18 protein-coding genes are annotated in these 18703 nt (G+C 64.7%); 1 reads left to right on the plus strand and 17 read right to left on the minus strand.

The window, feature by feature from the left end; all coding sequences use genetic code 11:
* Genes AC1RT2_RS18435 through AC1RT2_RS18470 form a run of 8 tightly spaced genes read right to left on the minus strand, consistent with a single transcriptional unit; the run spans position 1 to position 8389 of the window.
* Positions 1-1755, minus strand: a complete 1755-nt coding sequence (locus AC1RT2_RS18435; protein ID WP_493104164.1) for an FAD-dependent oxidoreductase — start codon at positions 1753-1755, stop codon at positions 1-3.
* The gene (locus AC1RT2_RS18440; protein WP_493104166.1) at positions 1748-2830 is read right to left on the minus strand and encodes a branched-chain amino acid ABC transporter permease; all 1083 of its coding nucleotides are present in this window, start codon (positions 2828-2830) and stop codon (positions 1748-1750) included. The genes AC1RT2_RS18435 and AC1RT2_RS18440 overlap by 8 nt, the downstream gene beginning before the upstream one ends.
* A gap of 10 nt (positions 2831-2840) precedes the next feature.
* Complete coding sequence (locus AC1RT2_RS18445) at positions 2841-3704, minus strand: branched-chain amino acid ABC transporter permease (RefSeq protein WP_493104168.1); 864 nt, start codon at positions 3702-3704, stop codon at positions 2841-2843.
* Complete coding sequence (locus AC1RT2_RS18450; RefSeq protein ID WP_493104170.1) at positions 3691-4410, minus strand: ABC transporter ATP-binding protein; 720 nt, start codon at positions 4408-4410, stop codon at positions 3691-3693. The genes AC1RT2_RS18445 and AC1RT2_RS18450 overlap by 14 nt, the downstream gene beginning before the upstream one ends.
* Positions 4407-5126: an ABC transporter ATP-binding protein gene (locus AC1RT2_RS18455; RefSeq protein WP_493104172.1), complete on the minus strand. Its 720-nt coding sequence runs from the start codon at positions 5124-5126 to the stop codon at positions 4407-4409. The genes AC1RT2_RS18450 and AC1RT2_RS18455 overlap by 4 nt, the downstream gene beginning before the upstream one ends.
* Positions 5127-5160: 34 nt before the next feature.
* Positions 5161-6441, minus strand: coding sequence for an ABC transporter substrate-binding protein (locus tag AC1RT2_RS18460; RefSeq protein ID WP_493104174.1), 1281 nt, complete (start codon positions 6439-6441; stop codon positions 5161-5163).
* A gap of 35 nt (positions 6442-6476) precedes the next feature.
* Positions 6477-7535 (minus strand): maleylacetate reductase, encoded by a 1059-nt coding sequence (locus tag AC1RT2_RS18465; RefSeq protein ID WP_493104176.1) that lies wholly within the window; start codon positions 7533-7535, stop codon positions 6477-6479.
* Complete coding sequence (locus AC1RT2_RS18470) at positions 7532-8389, minus strand: dioxygenase family protein (RefSeq protein ID WP_493104178.1); 858 nt, start codon at positions 8387-8389, stop codon at positions 7532-7534. Before AC1RT2_RS18470 ends, AC1RT2_RS18465 begins: the two co-directional genes overlap by 4 nt.
* A gap of 85 nt (positions 8390-8474) precedes the next feature.
* Between AC1RT2_RS18470 and AC1RT2_RS18475 the strand changes: the two genes are divergently transcribed.
* Positions 8475-9425 carry a LysR family transcriptional regulator gene (locus tag AC1RT2_RS18475; protein ID WP_493104180.1) on the plus strand — a complete coding sequence of 317 codons (951 nt, stop codon included), beginning with the start codon at positions 8475-8477 and terminating at the stop codon, positions 9423-9425.
* A 43-nt stretch (positions 9426-9468) separates the two neighbouring features.
* Here the strand turns inward: AC1RT2_RS18475 and AC1RT2_RS18480 are convergent, their stop codons facing one another.
* The 9 genes from AC1RT2_RS18480 to AC1RT2_RS18520 all read right to left on the minus strand — a co-directional run bounded on the left by AC1RT2_RS18480 (position 9469) and on the right by AC1RT2_RS18520 (position 18520).
* Positions 9469-10290 carry an alpha/beta fold hydrolase gene (locus AC1RT2_RS18480; RefSeq protein ID WP_493104569.1) on the minus strand — a complete coding sequence of 274 codons (822 nt, stop codon included), beginning with the start codon at positions 10288-10290 and terminating at the stop codon, positions 9469-9471.
* A 178-nt stretch (positions 10291-10468) separates the two neighbouring features.
* Positions 10469-12061, minus strand: a complete 1593-nt coding sequence (locus AC1RT2_RS18485) for an MFS transporter (protein ID WP_493104183.1) — start codon at positions 12059-12061, stop codon at positions 10469-10471.
* Positions 12061-12504: a DoxX family protein gene (locus AC1RT2_RS18490; protein ID WP_493104571.1), complete on the minus strand. Its 444-nt coding sequence runs from the start codon at positions 12502-12504 to the stop codon at positions 12061-12063. The genes AC1RT2_RS18485 and AC1RT2_RS18490 overlap by 1 nt, the downstream gene beginning before the upstream one ends.
* Before the next feature lie 21 nt (positions 12505-12525).
* A complete protein-coding gene (locus AC1RT2_RS18495) occupies positions 12526-14403 on the minus strand; it encodes an amidohydrolase (protein ID WP_493104573.1) in 1878 nt (625 codons plus the stop codon).
* A gap of 89 nt (positions 14404-14492) precedes the next feature.
* Positions 14493-14756 (minus strand): XapX domain-containing protein, encoded by a 264-nt coding sequence (locus AC1RT2_RS18500; protein WP_069063801.1) that lies wholly within the window; start codon positions 14754-14756, stop codon positions 14493-14495.
* 94 nt (positions 14757-14850) lie between these two features.
* Positions 14851-15501, minus strand: a complete 651-nt coding sequence (locus AC1RT2_RS18505) for a hydrolase (RefSeq protein WP_493104576.1) — start codon at positions 15499-15501, stop codon at positions 14851-14853.
* Between the two features lie 197 nt (positions 15502-15698).
* The gene (locus AC1RT2_RS18510) at positions 15699-16616 is read right to left on the minus strand and encodes a helix-turn-helix domain-containing protein (RefSeq protein WP_493104185.1); all 918 of its coding nucleotides are present in this window, start codon (positions 16614-16616) and stop codon (positions 15699-15701) included.
* 65 nt (positions 16617-16681) lie between these two features.
* Entirely contained in the window at positions 16682-17569 is an 888-nt protein-coding gene (locus AC1RT2_RS18515) for a helix-turn-helix domain-containing protein (RefSeq protein ID WP_493104187.1), read from the minus strand.
* A 72-nt stretch (positions 17570-17641) separates the two neighbouring features.
* The gene (locus AC1RT2_RS18520) at positions 17642-18520 is read right to left on the minus strand and encodes a helix-turn-helix domain-containing protein (RefSeq protein ID WP_493104189.1); all 879 of its coding nucleotides are present in this window, start codon (positions 18518-18520) and stop codon (positions 17642-17644) included.
* Positions 18521-18703 lie beyond the last annotated feature (183 nt).

Genomic DNA, 18703 nt, shown 5'->3' on the forward strand with positions numbered 1-18703 from the left:
TCACTTTCCCAGAATGGCTGTCATCACCCGGCGCAGTTCACCCACCGGATCCTCCGCCGTTTCTGCCTGCCGCCAGCAGACATGGTGGTCGGGACGCACCAGCACGACGCCGCCATCGCGCACCTCACGCAGATTGGCCCAGTCGCCGGTAAAATCCTGCCAGGGCTGGCGGGGCCCGATGGCGTGCGCCGCGATCTCGATGCCGAGTTCATGGCCGACCACCTTGGCCGCCTCGATCCAGCCTTGCCCGCCGAGGCCCGTCAGCACGGTGAAGCGGCCGTGGCCGGCAAGGTCCAGCGTCGAGGCCTTTTTCCCGTCCTCGGCGAAGAGCCAGGTATGCGGCAGGCGCGCACCCGGCCACGTGGTCTGCTGGAAATGCAGCTCCGGGTCCTTCGCGAAGGCGGGCTCGGGCTGACCGTCGGTCACCACGGCGTCCGAGCGGTAGCGCTGGTTCATCTCCACGCCATGGGCGTCGAACTCATAGACCTTTGCCGCGATCGCCTTGCGGATGGCGGCGCGCTGTTCCTCGGCGGCCGGCGTGTTGTTGCAGCGGGCGTCCATGTTCTGCTGCATCTTCACGGGGTCAATGGAATCAAGCAGGCCGAGCGCCTTGAAGATCGGCCCGAATTCTTCGATCGACTTGTTGGCGCGGGTGACGATCTGTTTTGCGACGGGCGCGCGCTCGGTCTGGTAGCTGTTGAGCAACCCTTTGCCTGCCTGGCCCTTTAGCACAAAGGCAAGCTTCCAGGCGAGATTGAAGGCGTCCTGGATCGACGTGTTGGAGCCAAGGCCGTTGGAGGGCGGATGGCGGTGGATGGCGTCACCCATGCAGAAGACGCGGCCGTTCGACAGCGTGGTGGCGTACATGTTGTTGACGGTCCAGGTGGAGACCGACTTGATGGTCACGTCGAGATCGACGACGCCGACGAGATCGCGCACCACTTTTTTTGCATGAGCCTCGTCCACTGCGGGGGCCGGCTGGTTGATGTCGTAGCCCCAGACGATCAGCCATTCGTGCCAGGGTCGTACCATGCGCACCAGCCCCATGCCGATGCCGCCGACATCCGCGCCCGGCTGCAAGACCCAGTAGAGTACCGAGGGGCGGTGGGCGACGTAGCGCGAAAGGTCGGCCTCGAAGAAGATGTTCATCGAGCCGGCAACGCCCATGCGACCCTCGAAGGAGAGCCCGGCATGCTCGGCGACCTTTGAGTTGCCGCCGTCTGCGCCGACGAGATATTTCGAGCGAACGGTCAGCGTCTTGCCGGTCAGTCGGTCGAGGCAGGTGGTGGTGACGCCGTCCGCATCCTGCTGGTGACTGACATATTCGGTGGACATGCGGGCCTGCGTGCCGCGCGAACAGGCGGTCTTGAACAGCAGCGGTTCCATGAAGGTCTGGGGCAGGTCGTTCATGTGGCTCGGGGAGGAGAGCTGGTGTTCGGCGCGCGAGACGGGGTGTTTGCCCCAGCTCTTCATGCGGCCGATTTCCTCGCCGGCAAGCGCCGTGCAGAAGACGTTCTCGCCCATCAGGTCCTGTTCTGCGGCGTACATATAGGCCTCGTCCTCCACCTCGCGGCCGAGGTCGCGCAGCACTTCCATGGTTCGCTGGTTGGTGATGTGGGCGCGCGGCGTATTGGCAAGCCAGCGGTAGCGGTTGATCACCATGTTCTCGACGCCGTAACTCGAAAGCAGCGCCGCGGTGGCGGAACCGGCGGGGCCAGTGCCGATGATGAGCACGTCGGTGGTGATGTCAGCCATGTGATGGTCCTCCCTGATGGACAGACGGGCCGCCGACAAGTGTGCGGCGGACCGGAAAGAGCTGGATGCCGGTGCGGTCGGAGAAAGCACCCCAGAGACCGCGCGGCGCGAAGAGCATGACGAGGATGCCGGCAAGGCCGAGCATCAGCAGATACCACGAGCCGTAGTCGGCCATGAAATTCTGCAAGAGAAAGAACAGGATGACGCCGAGGATTGGCCCCTCGACGGTGCCGATGCCGCCGATCACGACGATGAAGATGACATAAGCCGTCCAGTCGGTGACGGAGAAGGCGGCATCCGGCGATATGCGGGCCTTCTGCACATAGATCAGCGCGCCGGCAAGGCCGGTTAGGAAGGCTGTCGCGAGATAGACCAGCGCCTTCATGCGCCGGGCATCGACGCCGACGGCACGCGCCGCCTGCTCGTTGTCGCGCACGGCGGCAAGGCCGAGCCCCTGCTTGCTGCGCAGGAGGCGGTAGATGAAGCCGATGGTGGCGGCGGCAAGCATGAGCGCCAGCCAATAGGTGATCGCGTCGCTCGCCTGGGCCGGCTTCATGCCGAAGAGATCGCGCAAAAGCGAAACGCCTGCCATGTCGCGCACCGCCTCGCGCGGCAGCGAGGTGCCGGTGCCGCCGCCGAGCGCCTTCCACTGGGCGAAGAGCAGGCGCACGACCTCCGCCACGACCCAGGTGCCGATGGCGAAGTAGGGACCATAGAGGCGGAAGGTGAAGAAGGCGGTGGGGATGGCGAGCAGGACAGACAGAACCCCGGCGAGGAGGATCGCCAGCAACGGATCGACGCCCAGCAGGATGACCGCGCCGAACATGGCATAGGCGCCGAAACCGACGAAAACCTGCTGGCCGACGGAGATCAGCCCGGCGTAACCGGCCAGCAGGTTCCAGCTCTGCGCCAGCACCAGCATGGTGAGGATGAAGAACAGGTCCTGCACCGCGCCGCGCGAGACGACGAAAGGCGCGGCAAAACCGAGCGCCAGCACGGCGAAGGCGACGAGCAGCGAGACCGAGGAGACCTTCGTGCGGGTTTCGACCTTGAGGGAGGGAATGGCGATGCTCATCGAAAACACCTCAATCGACGGCGCGCGGGAAGAGACCGCGCGGCTTGACCAGAAGGACGGCGAGGAAGGCGAGATGGCCGGACAGAATCTGCCATTCGGGATTGATCGCCGCGCCGACCGTTTGCGCCACGCCGAGGATGATGCCGCCGGCAAGCGTGCCCCAGAGCGAGCCGAGGCCACCGATGATCACCGCCTCGAAGGCGTAGATCAACCGGGCCGGACCGGCGGTCGGATCAAAATTGGCGCGGGTACCGAGATAGAGCGCGGCAATCGTCACCACCACCATGGCAAGCCCCGTCGCGACAGCGAAAATCTTGCGCGGGTGGATACCCATCAGGCCGGCCGTTACTGCATCGTCTGACGTGGCGCGGAAGGCGCGGCCGAGCGCAGTGCGGTAGATGAGGAGGTTCAGCCCGACAATGACGGCGACGGCCGAGAGAAGGGCGAGCAGCGGCATCAGGCCGATAATGACGGGGCCGGCTGCTATCGAAGCCGTTTCCAGCGATCCCGCGGAGATACGGCGGCTATCGGCCGAAAAGCCCTCCAGAAGGCCGTTCTGGATGACGATCGACAGGCCGAAGGTGACGAGCAGCGGCGGCAGCACGTCCTTCCCGAGCGTGCGGTTGAACAGCACCTCCTGCAGGGCATAGCCGAGCGCGAACATGACGGGTGCGATGATGAGCGCGGCGAGGAAGGGGTTGAGGCCGAGCGTGCTCACCAGCACGAGCAGCAGGAAGGCGGCGAGCACGATTAGGTCGCCATGCGCGAGATTGACCAGCCGCATGATGCCGAAGACGAGACTGAGGCCGGCGGCGAACAGCGCATAGAGACCGCCGAGCAATACGCCCTGGACGATGGTGTCAATGAGGTTCATGGCGCACGGCTCCGAAGTAGGCGGCGTGGATGTTTTCGCGGCTCAGTTCGTCCGGCCGGCCGGAAAGGGTGATGCGCCCCTCCATCATGCAATAGACGCGGCTGGCCACCTTCAGCGCCTGGCCGATATCCTGCTCGACGATGACGATGGAGGCGCCCGAGGCGCGGATGCGCGGGAAGGCGGCGTAGATATCGCGCACGACGACGGGCGCGAGGCCGAGGCTGATCTCGTCACAGAGCAGCACATCAGGATTGGCCATCAACGCCCGGCCGATCGCCACCATCTGTTGCTGGCCGCCGGAAAGCGCCGTCGCCGGGTTGTTGTGCCTCTCCTTGAGGATCGGGAAGAGCGTGTAGACGCTGTCGAGCGTCCAGGCGCCGCGGCGCTTGCCATAGGCGCCGATGAGGAGATTCTCCTCCACCGTCAGCGAGGGAAACAGCCGCCGCCCCTCCGGCACCATGGCGACGCCGCGGGCCAGAATATCGGGGGCAGGGAGCGCGCCGATCGCCTCGCCCCGGCAATGGATGGTGTCGGCGGCGCTTTTGAGCACGCCGGAAATGGCACGCATCAGCGTCGTCTTGCCGGCGCCGTTGGCGCCGATGATGGCAATGGTCTCACCGGCCTCCACGCGGATATCGACGCCGAACAGCGCCTGGAAATCGCCGTAGAAAGCCGTTAGGCCCTTGGTTTCGAGGAGGGCGGTCATATCTCGATCCCCAGATAGATTTCCTTGACCTCGCGTGAGGCCATGATCTCGGCCGGCCCGCCGATGCCGATCACCCGGCCGAAATTCAGCACCAGCAACCGTTCCACCACCGAGGTCAGCGCATGCAGCACATGCTCGATCCAGATCACGGCAACGCCCTTGGCATGGATGGCGCGGATGGTGGCGACGAGCGATTGGCATTCGCCCTCCGTCAGCCCTCCGGCGATCTCGTCGAGCAGCAGGAGGCGCGGTTCGGTGGCGAGCGCCCGGGCAAGTTCCAGGCGTTTGCGCTGGAGCAGACTGAGGCCGCCCGCCGGCACGTTGGCCTTGTCGATGAGGCCGGTGTCGTGAAGAATCTTGGCGCAGCGGTCGTAGGCCTCCGCCTCGCTGCGCCGGGCGCCAAAACTGCCGGCGACCAGCAGGTTTTCGAAGACGGTCAGCTTTTCGAAGGGCTGGGGGATCTGGAAGGTGCGCCCCATGCCGGCAAGACAGCGCGCCATCGGCGGTGTGCGGGTGACGTCGGCACCGGAAAAGCGGATGGTGCCGCTGTCGGCGGCGATCGTGCCGTTGATCAGGTTGAAGAGCGTCGACTTGCCGGCCCCGTTCGGGCCGATGATGCCGAGCGCCTCGCCTTCGCCGACGGAAAAGCTGATCGCTTCCGCGACAGTGAGCGCGCCAAAACGCTTGGAAACGCCATCGAGCTGTAACAGGGTCATCTTGCGCCTCCGAGGCCGCCCATCCTCCGCACGTTCAGGCGATCGCTTCCATCGTCCCGCCGACGGGGATGGCCGGCGCGGTCTTGTTGTCGGTGATGACGAGGTCGTAGCCGCCGCCGTCCTTCAGTCGCCATTGGCCGCCGACAAGCGGTGTCTTGGCGATGTTCTTCGCCGCAAACGGCGGCAGGCCCTTGCCGTCCCAGGCGACGGTGCCGACGAGCGTATCGAGTTTCGTCGCCGCGATGGCGGCGGCGACCGCGTCGCCGTCCGTCGGGTCCTCGGCGCGGGAAAGCGCGTCCACCGCGAGTTCAAAGAGCGCATGGGCAAAACCGATCGGCTGCGTCCAGGGACGGCCGGTTGCCTTGGTGAAGGCGGCGGCGACCTCGGCCGAGCTTTCGCCCGTCAGCGACGACTTGAACGGATGGCTCGGCGACCACCAGACTTCCGAGGAAAGATTGTGCCCGGCCGTGCCCAGCGCCTCCACCGCCTGCGGGAAGAGCAGCGCCTTGCCGATCGAGGCGACCTTCGGCACGAAACCCTGCTGCTTAGCCTGGTTCCAGAAGGTGGTGAAATCGGGCGGGATGACGACGCCGGTGATGATCTCGCATTGACCGGCCTTGAAGGCATTGATCTGCGCGGAAAAATCATCCGTCATATTCTGATAGCGGCCGGGATCGTTCAGCGAATAGCCCATATTCTCCAGTACGGGCGGGAAGCCAACAGTCTTGTCGCCCCAGGCATTGCCGTCGCCGTCATTGGGGAAGAGGCCACCGACCTTGCGGTTGGTCTCGACCTGCGCCCACATGTTGGTGAAGACGGCGATGACATCCTCCAGCCCCCAGAAGAAGTGGTAGGCGTAATCGAAGGGTTTCCACGAGGCGGGATCGCCGGGATTGCCCTGCTGGCCGATGAACCAGGGCTGCCAGGGTGCCACGGTGGAGATGCAGGGCATGCCCTCCGCCTCGCACGTCGTCGCGACGGGATTGGTCGTCTCCGGCGTCGAGGCAACGAGCACCAGGTTCACCTCGTCGTCGACGATGAGTTGCTTGGCGACTTCCGCCGCGCGGTTGGGGTTCGACTGGCTGTCCTTTACTGTTATCTCGTAGTTCAGCCCCTTGGCCTTCGCGACGGCGAGAAAATTGTCGATGACGAAGCTGTCGGCCTCGCCGAAGGCGGCGAGCGGCCCGGTCTGCGGGCTGACATAGCCGAGTTTCAGCGGCGCATTTTGCGCCAGTGCCGGCATGGAAAGGCCGGATGTCAGGGCAGCGGCGCTGCCTGCGGCCGTCGTCTTCAGGAAATCGCGTCTCGTCAGCATGATGGGTCCTCCTCCCAGTCCCTTTTCGGGCGTTGTCAATCCGGCCGCCGGCCCTCCCAGGCATCCTGCAGCAGTGCGCGGATCGACGGGCGGTCGATCGGGCGCGGGTTTCGATAGGGGTTTTGTGTGGCGATATCGGCCGCTAGGTCGAGATCGCCTTCCGAAAGCCCGAGATCCTTCAGCGCCAGCGGCGCGCCGGCTGCCTTGGCGAAATCCCAGAGCCCGCCGCCGACAGAACCGCCAAAAATCTCGGCCACGGGGGCGAGCATGTCGGGCACGGCGACGGCGTTGAAGGCCGCGGTGTGCGGCAGCATAATCGCATGGGTCTCGGCATGCGGCGTATCGACCGTGCCGCCGAGCGTGTGGCAGATCTTGTGGTGCAGTGCCATGCCGACCGTGCCGAGCACCGTGCCGCAGAGCCATGCACCATAAAGTGCGTCCGACCGTGCCGCCTCATCCCTTGGCGAGGCGACGATCGCCGGTAGGCTCTTTCGGAAGGCGCGCAGGCCCTCGACGGCCATCAGCGAGGAAACGGGGTTGCGGTCCTCGGCATAGAGCGCCTCTACGGCATGGGCCATGGCGTTGAGGCCGCTCGTCACGCTCATGCCGACCGGCAGGCCGAGGGTGAGCGCTGGGTCGTAGATCACCACTTCCGGCAAGATGCTGGCGCTGCGCACCGTCGTCTTGCGGCCCGCCTCCGTCTGGCCGAGGATCGGCGTCACCTCGGAGCCCGCATAGGTGGTGGGGATGACGATCTGCGGTAGGTCGGTGCGATAGGCGATCGCCTTGCCGAGCCCCGTCGTCGAGCCGCCGCCGAGCGAGACGACGACATCAGCCGCGGTCTGGCGCACCACCTCCATCGCCCGTTCCGTCACGTCGACGGGTGTGTGCATCACCGCCCCGGCAAAGACGCCGACCGCGCGGGGCCCAAGCGTTTCCGCCAGTCTTTGCGCATCACTCTCCTGGTGCGGCGTTGCGAGCACGAGCGCACGGCGACAGCCGATGCGGTCGATCCAGTCGCTGACGGTTCCGGCTTTGCCCGGGCCGAAGACGATATGCGCCGGGCTGGTCGAATAGACGAAATCGCGGGTCATGTTCCGGCTCCCTGTTTTTTGGCGCGCGCCAGAACGAAGGTGAAATCGAGCCGCCAGCAGGGTTTTTCGCCCATGCGCTCGAAGCGGCAGATCAGCTCGGGCTTGACGGCGAAGAGCGGGTCCTCGGCAAGGTGCGGATCGCTGCCGTCGTAGAGATGGGTGACGAGCGTCTCGAAGCCGGCCGCCCTGATCAGGAATTGCAGATGCGCCGGGCGGCGCAGGGGCAGGCCGGCCTTCAGCAACAAGGCGCCGACCGGACCATCGTCAGGCACGCCGTAACCGGCGGGGCGCACGGTGAGGTAGTGGAAGCGCCCCTCCCCATCCGTCTGGAACAGGCCGCGCAAGTTGAATTCCGGCTGGAGATCGGGCTGCTGGTTTTCGTAGAGGCCGGCGGCATTTGCCTGCCAGGTGATGATCTCGGCCCCGGCGACGGGTTCGCCGTCGAGATCCACCACGCGGCCGAAGACGGCGAGCCGTTCGCCAACGCCATCGAGCGAGATGTCGCTGCCGAGGGTGCGGGCCGGTGCATCGGCGCGAAAGAAGGGGCCGCGCAGCGTGCCAGGCGTCGCCTGCTTGGGGCGATGGGTGTTGACCTCTTCGACAAGGGCCGTCGCGCCGAGAAGATCTGACAGCAGCACCCATTCCTGCCGGCGGTCGTCCGAGGCGTGGCCGACATCGGTGAGGAAGGTGATCAGGCTGCGCCACTCGGCCGGCGTCGGCTTCAATTCGCGGATGAGGGCGTGGAGATGGGCGACGGCACCGACCAGCGCTCGCCGCAACGGCTCTTCGCCCGCGGCCGCAAGCCGCCGGGAAAACACCTCTGGCGAGATGAGCGTATCGACAGGGACTGCCATGCTTCGTCCTCCAACGTAGGAAGACACTAGCAAAGGCATGGATCGGCATTGATGATTTTGTTCGGCAAGAATATAACGGATCGTTATGAAAATCGACGAACGCCACCTGATCCAGCTTGCCGCCGTCGTCAAGACGGGCGGCGTTACCGAGGGGGCGGCACTGCTCGGAATGGCGCAGCCCGCCGTCTCGCGCACGTTGTCGATGTTGGAGAAACGTCTGGGCGAACCGCTATTCCTGAAGGGGAGGCGGCCGCTCCAGCCAACGCCGCTCGGCCGGGCGCTGGCGGATCATGGCCAGACCATGCTTGCGGCCTCCCGCAAGGCATCGGATACGATCGAGAGCTTTCGTGTCGGCAAGGGCGGCACGGTGCGCATCGGCGGTACACCCTTCTTCATGGATGCGCTGATCGCCGGGATGATTGCAGAATTCCAGAACCAGCATCCGGACGTGCGCGTCGACCAGATCTACGGCTATTTTTCCGATCTGCGCGCTGCGCTGAAGGCCGACCAGATCGACCTCGCCATCTGCCCGATCGATATTCTCGACGAGGGCTCCGGGCTGGAATTCCGTGAGATCCTGCCCGGCCGCAACGTCGTCGCCTGCCGGGTGACACATCCGCTGCTGTTGAAGCGCCGGCCGCAGCCGACGCATCTGCTCGACTATCCCTGGGTCGCACCGCCGCCGGGCAGTCCGCTTTTGGCCGACCTGCGCAGCATGCTGCTCTCCTTCGGCGCCACCGAGATTCGCATCCGCTATACCGGCGGCTCGCTGATGAGCGTCGTCAACTACCTGAAGGGCACCGATGCCCTGACGGTGCTGCCGCATAGCGTGGTCTTTGCCCAGCGTAATGAGAAATCGATCACCGCGCTGCCGGTCAACGTGCCCCATCCGCAGCGCGCACTCGGCCTCCTGAAGCGTGCCGATGCACCGCGCATGCCGGCGGTCGATCATTTCGCCCGCCATGTGCAGAGCGGCTTCGACAACCTCAAGCACCTCATCAAACGCCATGAGGAATCCGTCGTCTGGGGGCTTTGAAGGAAGGCGCCGGGAGGTTTCCGCCCCGACGCCTCAGCCGTCATCAACTCTTGATGAAGGCCAGCACGTCGGCGTTGAATTTTTCCGCCTCGACTTCCGCCAAGCCATGCGAGCCACCCTTGTAAACAAGGAGCTTGGCATCCTTGACGATCTTTGTGGATTTTTCGGCGGAGGCGGCGATGGGCACCATCTGGTCGTCGTCGCCATGGATGATCAAGGTTGGGCGGTCGATGGCCTTCAGGTCCTCCGTGTAATCGACCTCGGAGAACTCCCGGATGCAGTCGTAGTGGCCCTTGATGGAGCCCATCATGCCCTGCAGCCAGAAGGATTCGCGAAAACCTTCGTTCACTTTGGCGCCCTCGCGGTTGAAGCCATAGAAGGGCATGGAGACTTCCTTGAAGAACTGCGAGCGGTTCGTTGCCGTGCCCTGGCGGATGCCGTCGAAGACGTCGAGCGGCAAGCCCTCCGGGTTGGCCTCGGTCTTCAGCATCAGGGGCGGCACGGCGCCGACGAGCACGACCTTGGCGACACGGGCGGAGCCGTGGCGGCCGATGTAGTGCGCAACTTCGCCGCCGCCGGTGGAATGGCCGATCATGACGAGGTCCTTCAGGTCGAGCGTTTCAATCAACTCGGCAAGGTCGTCGGCATATTGGTCCATGTTGTTGCCGTCCCAGGGTTGGTCCGAGCGTCCGTGGCCGCGGCGGTCATGGGCGATGACGCGAAAACCGTTCTGGCCGAAATACAGCATCTGGCCATCCCAGGCGTCGGCCGAAAGCGGCCAGCCGTGGGAAAACAGGATCGGTTGACCCTTGCCCCAGTCCTTGTAGAAAATCTGGGTTCCGTCCTTCGTCGTGATGGTGCTCATCGGGTTGGCTCCTTCTTCAGTTGCGGTTTCGGTCTGGGCAAGCGCAAGGCGGGGCAGCAGCGTGGCGGCGCCGGCAAGGGCCGCGGCGGCAAGCGTCTGCCGCCGGGTGACAGGCAAAATGGTGCTCCCGTCGGTCATGGACCTACTCCTCTAGTCGGGTTGTGTTGGCGGCGTTTCGTCAGCGCCGGTCGGCGGCGAGCAGGTGGCGGACTGTCGGCGGATCATCGCCTTTGTGGAAGCGACGCACCTCCTGCTGGAGATCGGCATCGGCCTTGGAGATGCGTCGGTGCTGGCGCAGGTGTTCGGCCCAGGATTCCACGAAGAACCATTCGAGGAAGATCTCCGGGTCGGCCGCATCCTCCGTCACGCCCCAGCCATAGGCGCCATCGCGCCGCCGCTCGGAGGAGAAGGTGTCGAGGGCGGCAAGGAAGGGTGCCCGGTCGGCGGCGTCTACCCGGTATTCCACGGTGATCAGCACCGGGCCGCGGTCGTTGGCGACCGTGCCCGATGTCAGCGGTTCGGGCCAATGGTTGGAGGGCACGAGGTCCGCCTCGCCCTTGGGCAGCTTCAGCCGGTGGAAGACGAGGCCGATGATGGTGAGGCCGGCGGCGGCGGCAAGCAGCGTGGCGGGAATGCCAAGTGCCTCGGCGATCGTTCCCCAGGTGAGGCTGCCTGCGGTCATAGCGCCGTTGAACACGGTGAGGTAGATGGCAAGTGAGCGGCCGCGCACCCAGTTGGGTAACACGGATTGCGCCGTGCCGTTGAGCGTGGTGAGCGCGGTGATCCAGCCGGCGCCAAGCACGAGCAACAGGAGGATCGCCACCCATTGCGGCGGAGCAAGCGACAGCCCGGCCATGACCGCGGCAGCGGCTATGGCGGCAAGCAGCATCAGTCCATCGACGTCGAAACGGGCGCGCAGCATCGGCATCAGGAAGGCGCCGCCGATGGCGCCGGCACCCACCGCACCAAGCAGCACGCCATAGAAACCGGCCGTGCCGCCGAGGAGGTTGCGCGCCACCAATGGCAGCAGCGCCCAGACCGCGCTGGAAAAGGCGAAGAACACGGCGGCGCGCACCAGCACGACATGCAGCTCGCGGCTCGACTTGGCATAACGCAGGCCCGCGCGGAAGGCGCCGAAGAAGCGTTCCGACAGCGCGTCCTCGCTATCGACGGGACGTCGCCACCAGAGGAGGGCGGCGATAACGAAGACATAACTGATGACATCGACGCCATAGGTAACGGCCGCGCCAAAGGTGGCGAGCAGCACGCCGCCGAGGGCCGGGCCGATGGCGCGCGAAATGTTGATGCCGAGCGAATTCAGCGCGATGGCGCCCTTGACGTCGGCCTTCGTCACCAGTTCCGGCACGATCGCCTGCCAGGTGGGCGCCATCAGCGCCGCGCCGATGCCGCCGATGAAGGTGAAGGCGACGAGCGAGGTGATCGATTGCAGGCCGGTGGCCGACAGCGTCAGCAGCGAGATGCTGGCGGTGGCGAGGATGAGCTGGATGACGATGAGGAATTTGCGCCGGTCGAGGATATCGGAGAGCACGCCGGCGGGGATTGCCAGTAGGAAGATCGGGAAGGTGGAGGCGGCCTGGATGAGCGCCACGGCGGCGGGGGCTGCGGAAAGGTCTGTCACCAGCCAGGAGCTTGCGACATCGCGAACGAAGGTACCGATGTTGCCGACGATCGTCGCTACCCAGAGCACGGCGAAGACTTTTTGGCGCAATGGAGCGAAGGCGCCGGGCGGGCGGGCGGTCTCGGCGGCCATCAGGTCCAGTCCTCCCGGGGGGCCGTCTTCCAGCGGTGCAGATCATACCACGCGACGAGCAGGAAGGCGCCGGCGAGGCCGAGGTGCTCGAAGAAGGCGTTGGTCGCCATCATGCGCTCCATGCCGGGCGTCATTTCCCGGAAGCGCAACGCGATGAAGGTCGCCATCAGCGTGAAGGCCGAGAGTGCCAACGCGCCGATCCAGCGGCAAAAGCCAGTCAGCACCATGGCTGAGCAGACGAGTTCGAAGAAGATGACCGCGGCGGCGAACGGGGCGGCAGGCGTCAGGCCAAAATGCTCCATCTCGGCAATCGCGCTGTTGAAATCGAAGAGCTTCATCAAGCTGCCCTGGATATAGGCGGCGCACAGGCCGAGAAGTGCCAGAAGCCGCACCGGATGGCTGATGATGAAGGGCGCGCAGACCTTTGCCGCGCGCTGTTCCATGGTTTGCAGCATATTGTCTCCTTAAACTGCCCAGCAGGCACAGCCGAGCGCGCCAAAAAAGCCCTTCGGGTCGCCGATCGGCAGTTTCGACGTCCAGGCCGCGGCGTGGTCATGACCATGCACGCCGCAAGAACTGGCGCAGCCGCATGTCGAGATCGCGGTGCGCCGGAGCGAGCGTTTGCCGGCACCCTCCGGTTCGCCCCAGGCTGCATAACCACCGAAGGTTCTGACCGGCGACCAGTCGGGCATCGCCGGAGGCACGGGGTTTTCGTTCAGCCGGGAGAAATCGCCCGCGCCGTAGACGATCTTGCCGCCGACCATGGTGAGTTCGGAGGAGAGGAAGGAGATCTCGTCCTCCGCGCAGGTGAAAAAATCCTTGTCGGGGATTATGAGGTCGGCGAACTGGCCCTTTTCGATGCGGCCCTTCTTGCCCTCCTCGTTGGAGAACCAGGTGACGTTCTCCGTCCACATGCGCAGGGCCGCCTCGCGGTCGAGGCAGTTGGCGCGCGGATAGAGCGCCGTGCCGCCCACGGTCTTGCCCGTCACCATCCAGGACAGCGAGACCCAGGGGTTGTAGGAGGCGACGCGGGTCGCATCCGTGCCGGCGGAGGTCTTGATGCCCTTTTCCAGCATGCGGGCGACGGGGGGCGTGGCTTCGGCTGCGGCATGGCCGTAGCGTTCGACGAAATATTCGCCCTGATAGGCCATGCGGTGCTGCACCGCGATGCCGCCACCAAGCGCCGCCACCCGGTCAATCGAGCGTTCGGAAATGGTCTCGGCATGATCGAAGAACCAGTTGAGGCCTTGGAGCGGGATGTCGCGGTTGACCTTCTCGAAGACGTCGAGCGCACGGGAAATCGTCTCGTCATAGGTTGCATGCATGCGCCAGGGCCAGCGGTTTTCCGCAAGGATGCGCACGACCCCTTCGAGATCGCCCTCCATTTCCGGCGGCATGTCCGGCCGCGGCTCGCGAAAGTCCTCGAAGTCTGCGGCGGAAAAGACCAGCATCTCGCCGGCCCCGTTATGGCGAAAATAGTCGTTGCCCTGCTTGTATTTGACCGACTTCGTCCAGTTGAGGAAGTCTTCCTTCTCTTCCTTCGGCTTCTGGGTGAAGAGATTGTAGGCGAGCCGCACGGTCATCTGGTTCTCGTCGGCGAGTTTTTGAATGACAGCGTAGTCATCCGGATAGTTCTGGAAGCCGCCGCCGGCATCGATGACGGAGGTAACGCCGAGCCGGTTCAGTTCACGCATGAAATGGCGCGTGGAGTTGACCTGGTAGTCGAGGGGTAGTTTCGGCCCCTTGGCGAGTGTCGAGTAAAGGATGCCGGCATTGGGTTTGGCAAGGAGCAGGCCGGTCGGGTTGCCGCTGGCGTCGTGGGTGATCTCGCCACCGGGCGGGTTCGGCGTGTCCTTGCCGTAGCCAACGGCGCGCAGGGCCGCGCCGTTGAGCAATGCGCGATCATAGAGATGCAGCAGGAAGACCGGAGTGTCGGGGGCGACCGCGTTGATCTCCTCGATGGTCGGCAGGCGCTTTTCAGCGAACTGATGTTCGGTAAAGCCGCCGACGACGCGCACCCATTGCGGCGGCGGGGTGATCGCCACCTGCCGTTTCAGCATGTCCATGGCGTCGGCCAACGAGCGCACGCCGTCCCAGCGCAGTTCCATGTTGAAGTTCAGGCCACCGCGCACGACGTGGGTATGGTTGTCGCAAAGCCCGGGCAGTACGCTGCGGCCCTTGAGGTCGATCACCCGCGTCTCCGGGCCGGCAAGCGCCATAACCTCGCGCTCGTCGCCGACGGCGAGGAAGGTGCCGTCCGCGATGGCGACCGCTGATGCCTGTGGATTGCTGCGGTCGAGGGTCGTGAAACGGCCGTTATGAAGGATGAGGTCGGCAGTCATCAAACGGGACTCCTGTTGGGCCTGCGTGGCGGCGCTGCCCAGTGTCAGGGCGGCAGCGGTCGCGCCAAGGAAATTGCGACGGGTCGGCATCAGACGTGTGTCCTGTCGGTCGGTTTTCCGCCCTTCGGCATCTCACCGAAGACATGCGGCTTGACGTGGTGCTGCAGCCAGGATTGCGCGGCCGGGTCACGGTTCCAGAACGACTTGGCGAGCGGCACGATCTGTTCGCCGACGAGAATGCCGAGCAGGCCTATCAGCGCGACGACCGGCGGGGCGGGCGAGCGCACATTGAGCAGGCTGTAGAGCACGCCCACCATGAGGCCGGCACCGAGCGAGAGCAGATAGATCTTCATCATGGCTTCCTTCTCCATCCTGGATCGAACGCCCGTCCGCAGCGCGGCCTGCGGACGGGCGGAGCGGGCAATGAGTGCGGGAGGGGGAACGAACTCAGTGCCCCTCGGAAGCCCCGAACATGGTTTTGGCGTAGATGATGCCGAGGCCGTAGGCGCCGCCGAATTTCTTCGCGATGCCAGTCGTCATCTCGTAGGTTTCGGTGCGGGCCCAGTCGCGCTGGAGTTCCAGGAGGTATTGCAGCGAGGTCATCGGGCGCACGCCCGCCTGAACCATGCGGTCCACGGCCCGATCATGGGCCTCGGTGGAAATATCGCCGCAGGCATCGGTGATCACGTAGACCTCAAAGCCCTGGTCGAGCGCCGAGAGCGACGGGCCGACGATGCAGACGGAGGTCCACAGGCCGCACATCACCAGGCGCTTCTTGCCGATGCGGTTCACCTCGTCGATGACGGCGGCGTCCTCCCAGGTGTTCATCGAGGTCCGGTCGAGAAGGGCCTGGCCCGGGAAGGCCTCGGTGATCTCGGTGAACATCGGACCGGAAAAAGTCTTTTCGGCCACCGTGGTCAAAATCGTCGAAACGCCGAAGCCCTTGGCGCCATGGGCGACGAGAGCGGCGTTGTTGCGCAGGTTCACGGCATCGATCGATTTCGTCGCAAAGGCCATCTGCGACTGGAAGTCGATCATGATCAGCGTGTGATCCTTGGGGGAAATCAGCAGGCTGCCGGGGGTGGGCGTCGCGTTCAGGGTCATGGGGTCCTCCTTTTTGGATGCCGGTTTCAGTTCTCTTCGAACCGGACTATGCCCCTGTGCTCCGTACCGTTCTTGTCGCCTATGTTTGTCTTTTGAACATTCTGACAGGTTTCTCGGCCAAACTCGCTCTTGTTCGCGTGCGAGCAGAGGGTACAGTTCTCTGATTGCACGCGGCAGCATGCCGCTTCGGCTCACGCCTTGCGGCTGCGCCGCCAGGTCCCCGGCGCGGCGCCGACGATGCGCGAGAAAATTCGCGAAAAATGGCTCTGGTCGGCAAAGCCGCAGGCGGCGGCGACCTCGCTGAGGGTCAGGGAGGAGAAGGCGAGCAGGTCGCGCGCCTTTTCGACACGCTCCTGCATGAGGAACTGATGCGGGGTCTTGCCCACCGTCTCGCGAAAGGCACGCAGGAAGGCGCCTTCGGAAAGGTTGCAAGCGCGTGCCAAATCCTCGATCGCGACATCGCCGTGAAGCCGGTCGCGCATCATGTCCTGCACCGCGGCCATGCCACGCAGCGAAAGGCGCCGACCCTTCGCACGCTCCGTCACGGTCTCGCGCGCGGCATTGCCGTAGTGGTGCGCAACATGGATACCGATCGCCAGCGAAAGCTGGTCGACGAAGAGGGCGCTGTGCTCCAGCTGATCGCTGGTTGGGGCGAAGAGTGCACCCATCAGCCCGCCGAGCACCGGATCGGACTCCTCCCCGAAGGCCTGCAACTCGCTGACGCCCGCGAGATCCGCGCTGTCGGCCAAGCGCTCGAGCGCACATGGACCGATTTCCAGGAGAGCGAAATCGAACGAACCGGCCAGTTCTGCCTGGTAGGCTTCCTGGAAGGAACGCAGATAGACGGCATTCTCCGCAAAATCGTGCACACTAGAATGATGCGCGTGAAAAATCCGCCGGCGATGGCCGCCGGTGAGCGACAGGCCGAGCAGGTAGCCGCGGCTGGTTGCGGGCGTGTAGACCGGTTCGGGCGGGGCCGAGGTCGCCTTCTTGCGATGGAAGGTCATGCCGCTTGCCTCGACGCGCCGGTCATCTTCGAGCCGTGAAAGGCTGCACCCCAGGCTGTCGCGGGAAGGAGAGGCGGCCGAAACGGAAGGGGCATTGCCCATGCCTTTTTCCTCCGAAGTTGGCTTCCCCACGGGCAAGCTACCCGATCCAGCCCCGTGGCGACACCCTAAATTTTTGCGGAGCGGCGCTCACGGCGAAAGCGGGCGGGCGTCTCGCCGGTCACGGCGGCAAAGACCTTGGTGAGATGGCTCTGGTCGGCAAAGCCGCATCCGATGGCGATTTCGGCAATCGGTAGGTCGCCAGACAGCAATTCCTTGGCGCAGGCGACGCGATACTCGTTCAGCCAGCGGGCCGGCGTTCGCCCGAAACTCGCCTTGAAGGCCGAGATGAAATAACTGCGCGACAGGTCGCAGCTTTCCGCCAGTTCCGCGATGGAGACCCCGCCATCGAGGCGTGCAGCGAGGAGTTCAAGCGCGCGTTTTTCCTGCCAGGGCGCCAGCGTGCCCTTGCGATCGACCGGAAAATAGACCCCGCCATAGGTCTGCGTGAGATGGGTGAGGATGGCGAGGCCGACCTGTTCGAGGAACAGGCGGCTTGCCTGCTGTGGCCGTTCCAGTGCAGGCAGCAGCGCTTGCGCGAGCCCTAGCATCACCGCGTCCAGCGTGCCGGGCCGGCATTTAAAGCCCGACAGTTCCGGCCGGCTAAGTTCGGTGGCGAGGGCGCGTACGTGCTGGAAGGGGATCTTGAAACGCACATTGTCGAAGGGCGAGAGATGGTGGCAGCGCCACTCCTCGCGCAGATCGGTGATGGCCAGCGCGCCTTTCGGGTGCCCCCCCTCGAAGATCAGCGCCTCCCCCCGCCATAGCCGGTGCAGGCGGAAGTCACGGAGCTGGGTAATGATATGGAACGCGTCTTCGGGCGCATTCGGGGGATCGGGGACTAGATCGTCTCGGTCGGAACTCAGTCGTGTGATGGTGAGCGGCGAGGCACGTAGCTCCCAGCGGCGCATGGCAGCAGCCATATCGACCGTTTCCGGAACTGAATCATCGTTCATCGTGTCCTCCCCGCACCAGCCGTTGGAGAAGCCCAGAGTGCAAGATTTTCTTGCCGAAGCAAACAGCTTGCATCAATTGACGTGCTTGCGGCCCCAGGCCGCTGGCGTCATGCCGGTTTCGACAGTGAAGGCCTGGTTGAAGTGTTCCAGGTCGCCGAAACCGCATTGACGGGCAATTGCTTCAATGGACAGGGTGTGTTCCGCCATGAACTCCTTCGCGCGCTCAACGCGCATCCGCGTAAGCCATTGAAAGGGTGCCAGTCCCGTCGCGCGCTTGAAGTCCAGCAGGAACGTCTCTTCGGCAAGATCGGTGGCCGTGGCGATGGGAAAGAGCGGCGGTTCGTCGTCATCGGCCGCCTGCTGCGCCCCCGCCGTGGGGACAGAGGGCAGCCGCCCGATGGTGGGGTCACCTTCCGGTGTTTCGCCGTACTGATGCAGGAGATGGGCGCAGATGGCGACGGCCATATGCCCGAGCAGCGCTGGCGGCGAGGACGCTCGGCTGCCGGTCAGCAGCGCGAGCAGGGCGGTGCCGAGATTTGCGAGCACACCATCCGGCTTGCCTCGCCGACAGGCCAGTCGGCGCATCTTCGTGCCCGACGATAGCGAGGCGGCCTCTTCGAAAAGCGTCTTGGGCAGAACGAAGGTCAGCGAATTCAGTCGGCTGTGCAGGCGAATGGCTGCACCGTCGTCCAGATCAACGAGGCAGATCGATCCCTGCTCGTAGCGGTGGACCGGCGTGCACGTTCCGTCCGCCAGGATATCGGCGTGGTCTGCATCTTCGAGATAGAGCATGAGGAAATAGGCATCGCAGGCGGGTAGCCGTACGTCGTTGGCCGTTTCCTCACCCAGGTCCTTGCAGATGCTGGTAACGGAAAAAGTCGCGGCCTTGATCGGGACAGTGGTCAGGCTGGGTGCCTCGGGCGTTCCGAAGCAGAGGCCTACGCAACTCAATTCTTTTCCTGGAAACGACAACGGCAATCTCTCAATCACTCTACCGGGTCTATATGACCCAAAGAGAAACCGGATTCAATTTTTCGACTTTAGTCTAGTCCGGTGGCCTATGCAACGTTGCGTCGAAGTGCTGGCCGGAAGTGCTTTAGCGGACAGAACCTGTCTATCAAATGTTGCGTTTTT

Source organism: Shinella sp. GW821-FHT11G07, assembly GCF_058808115.1.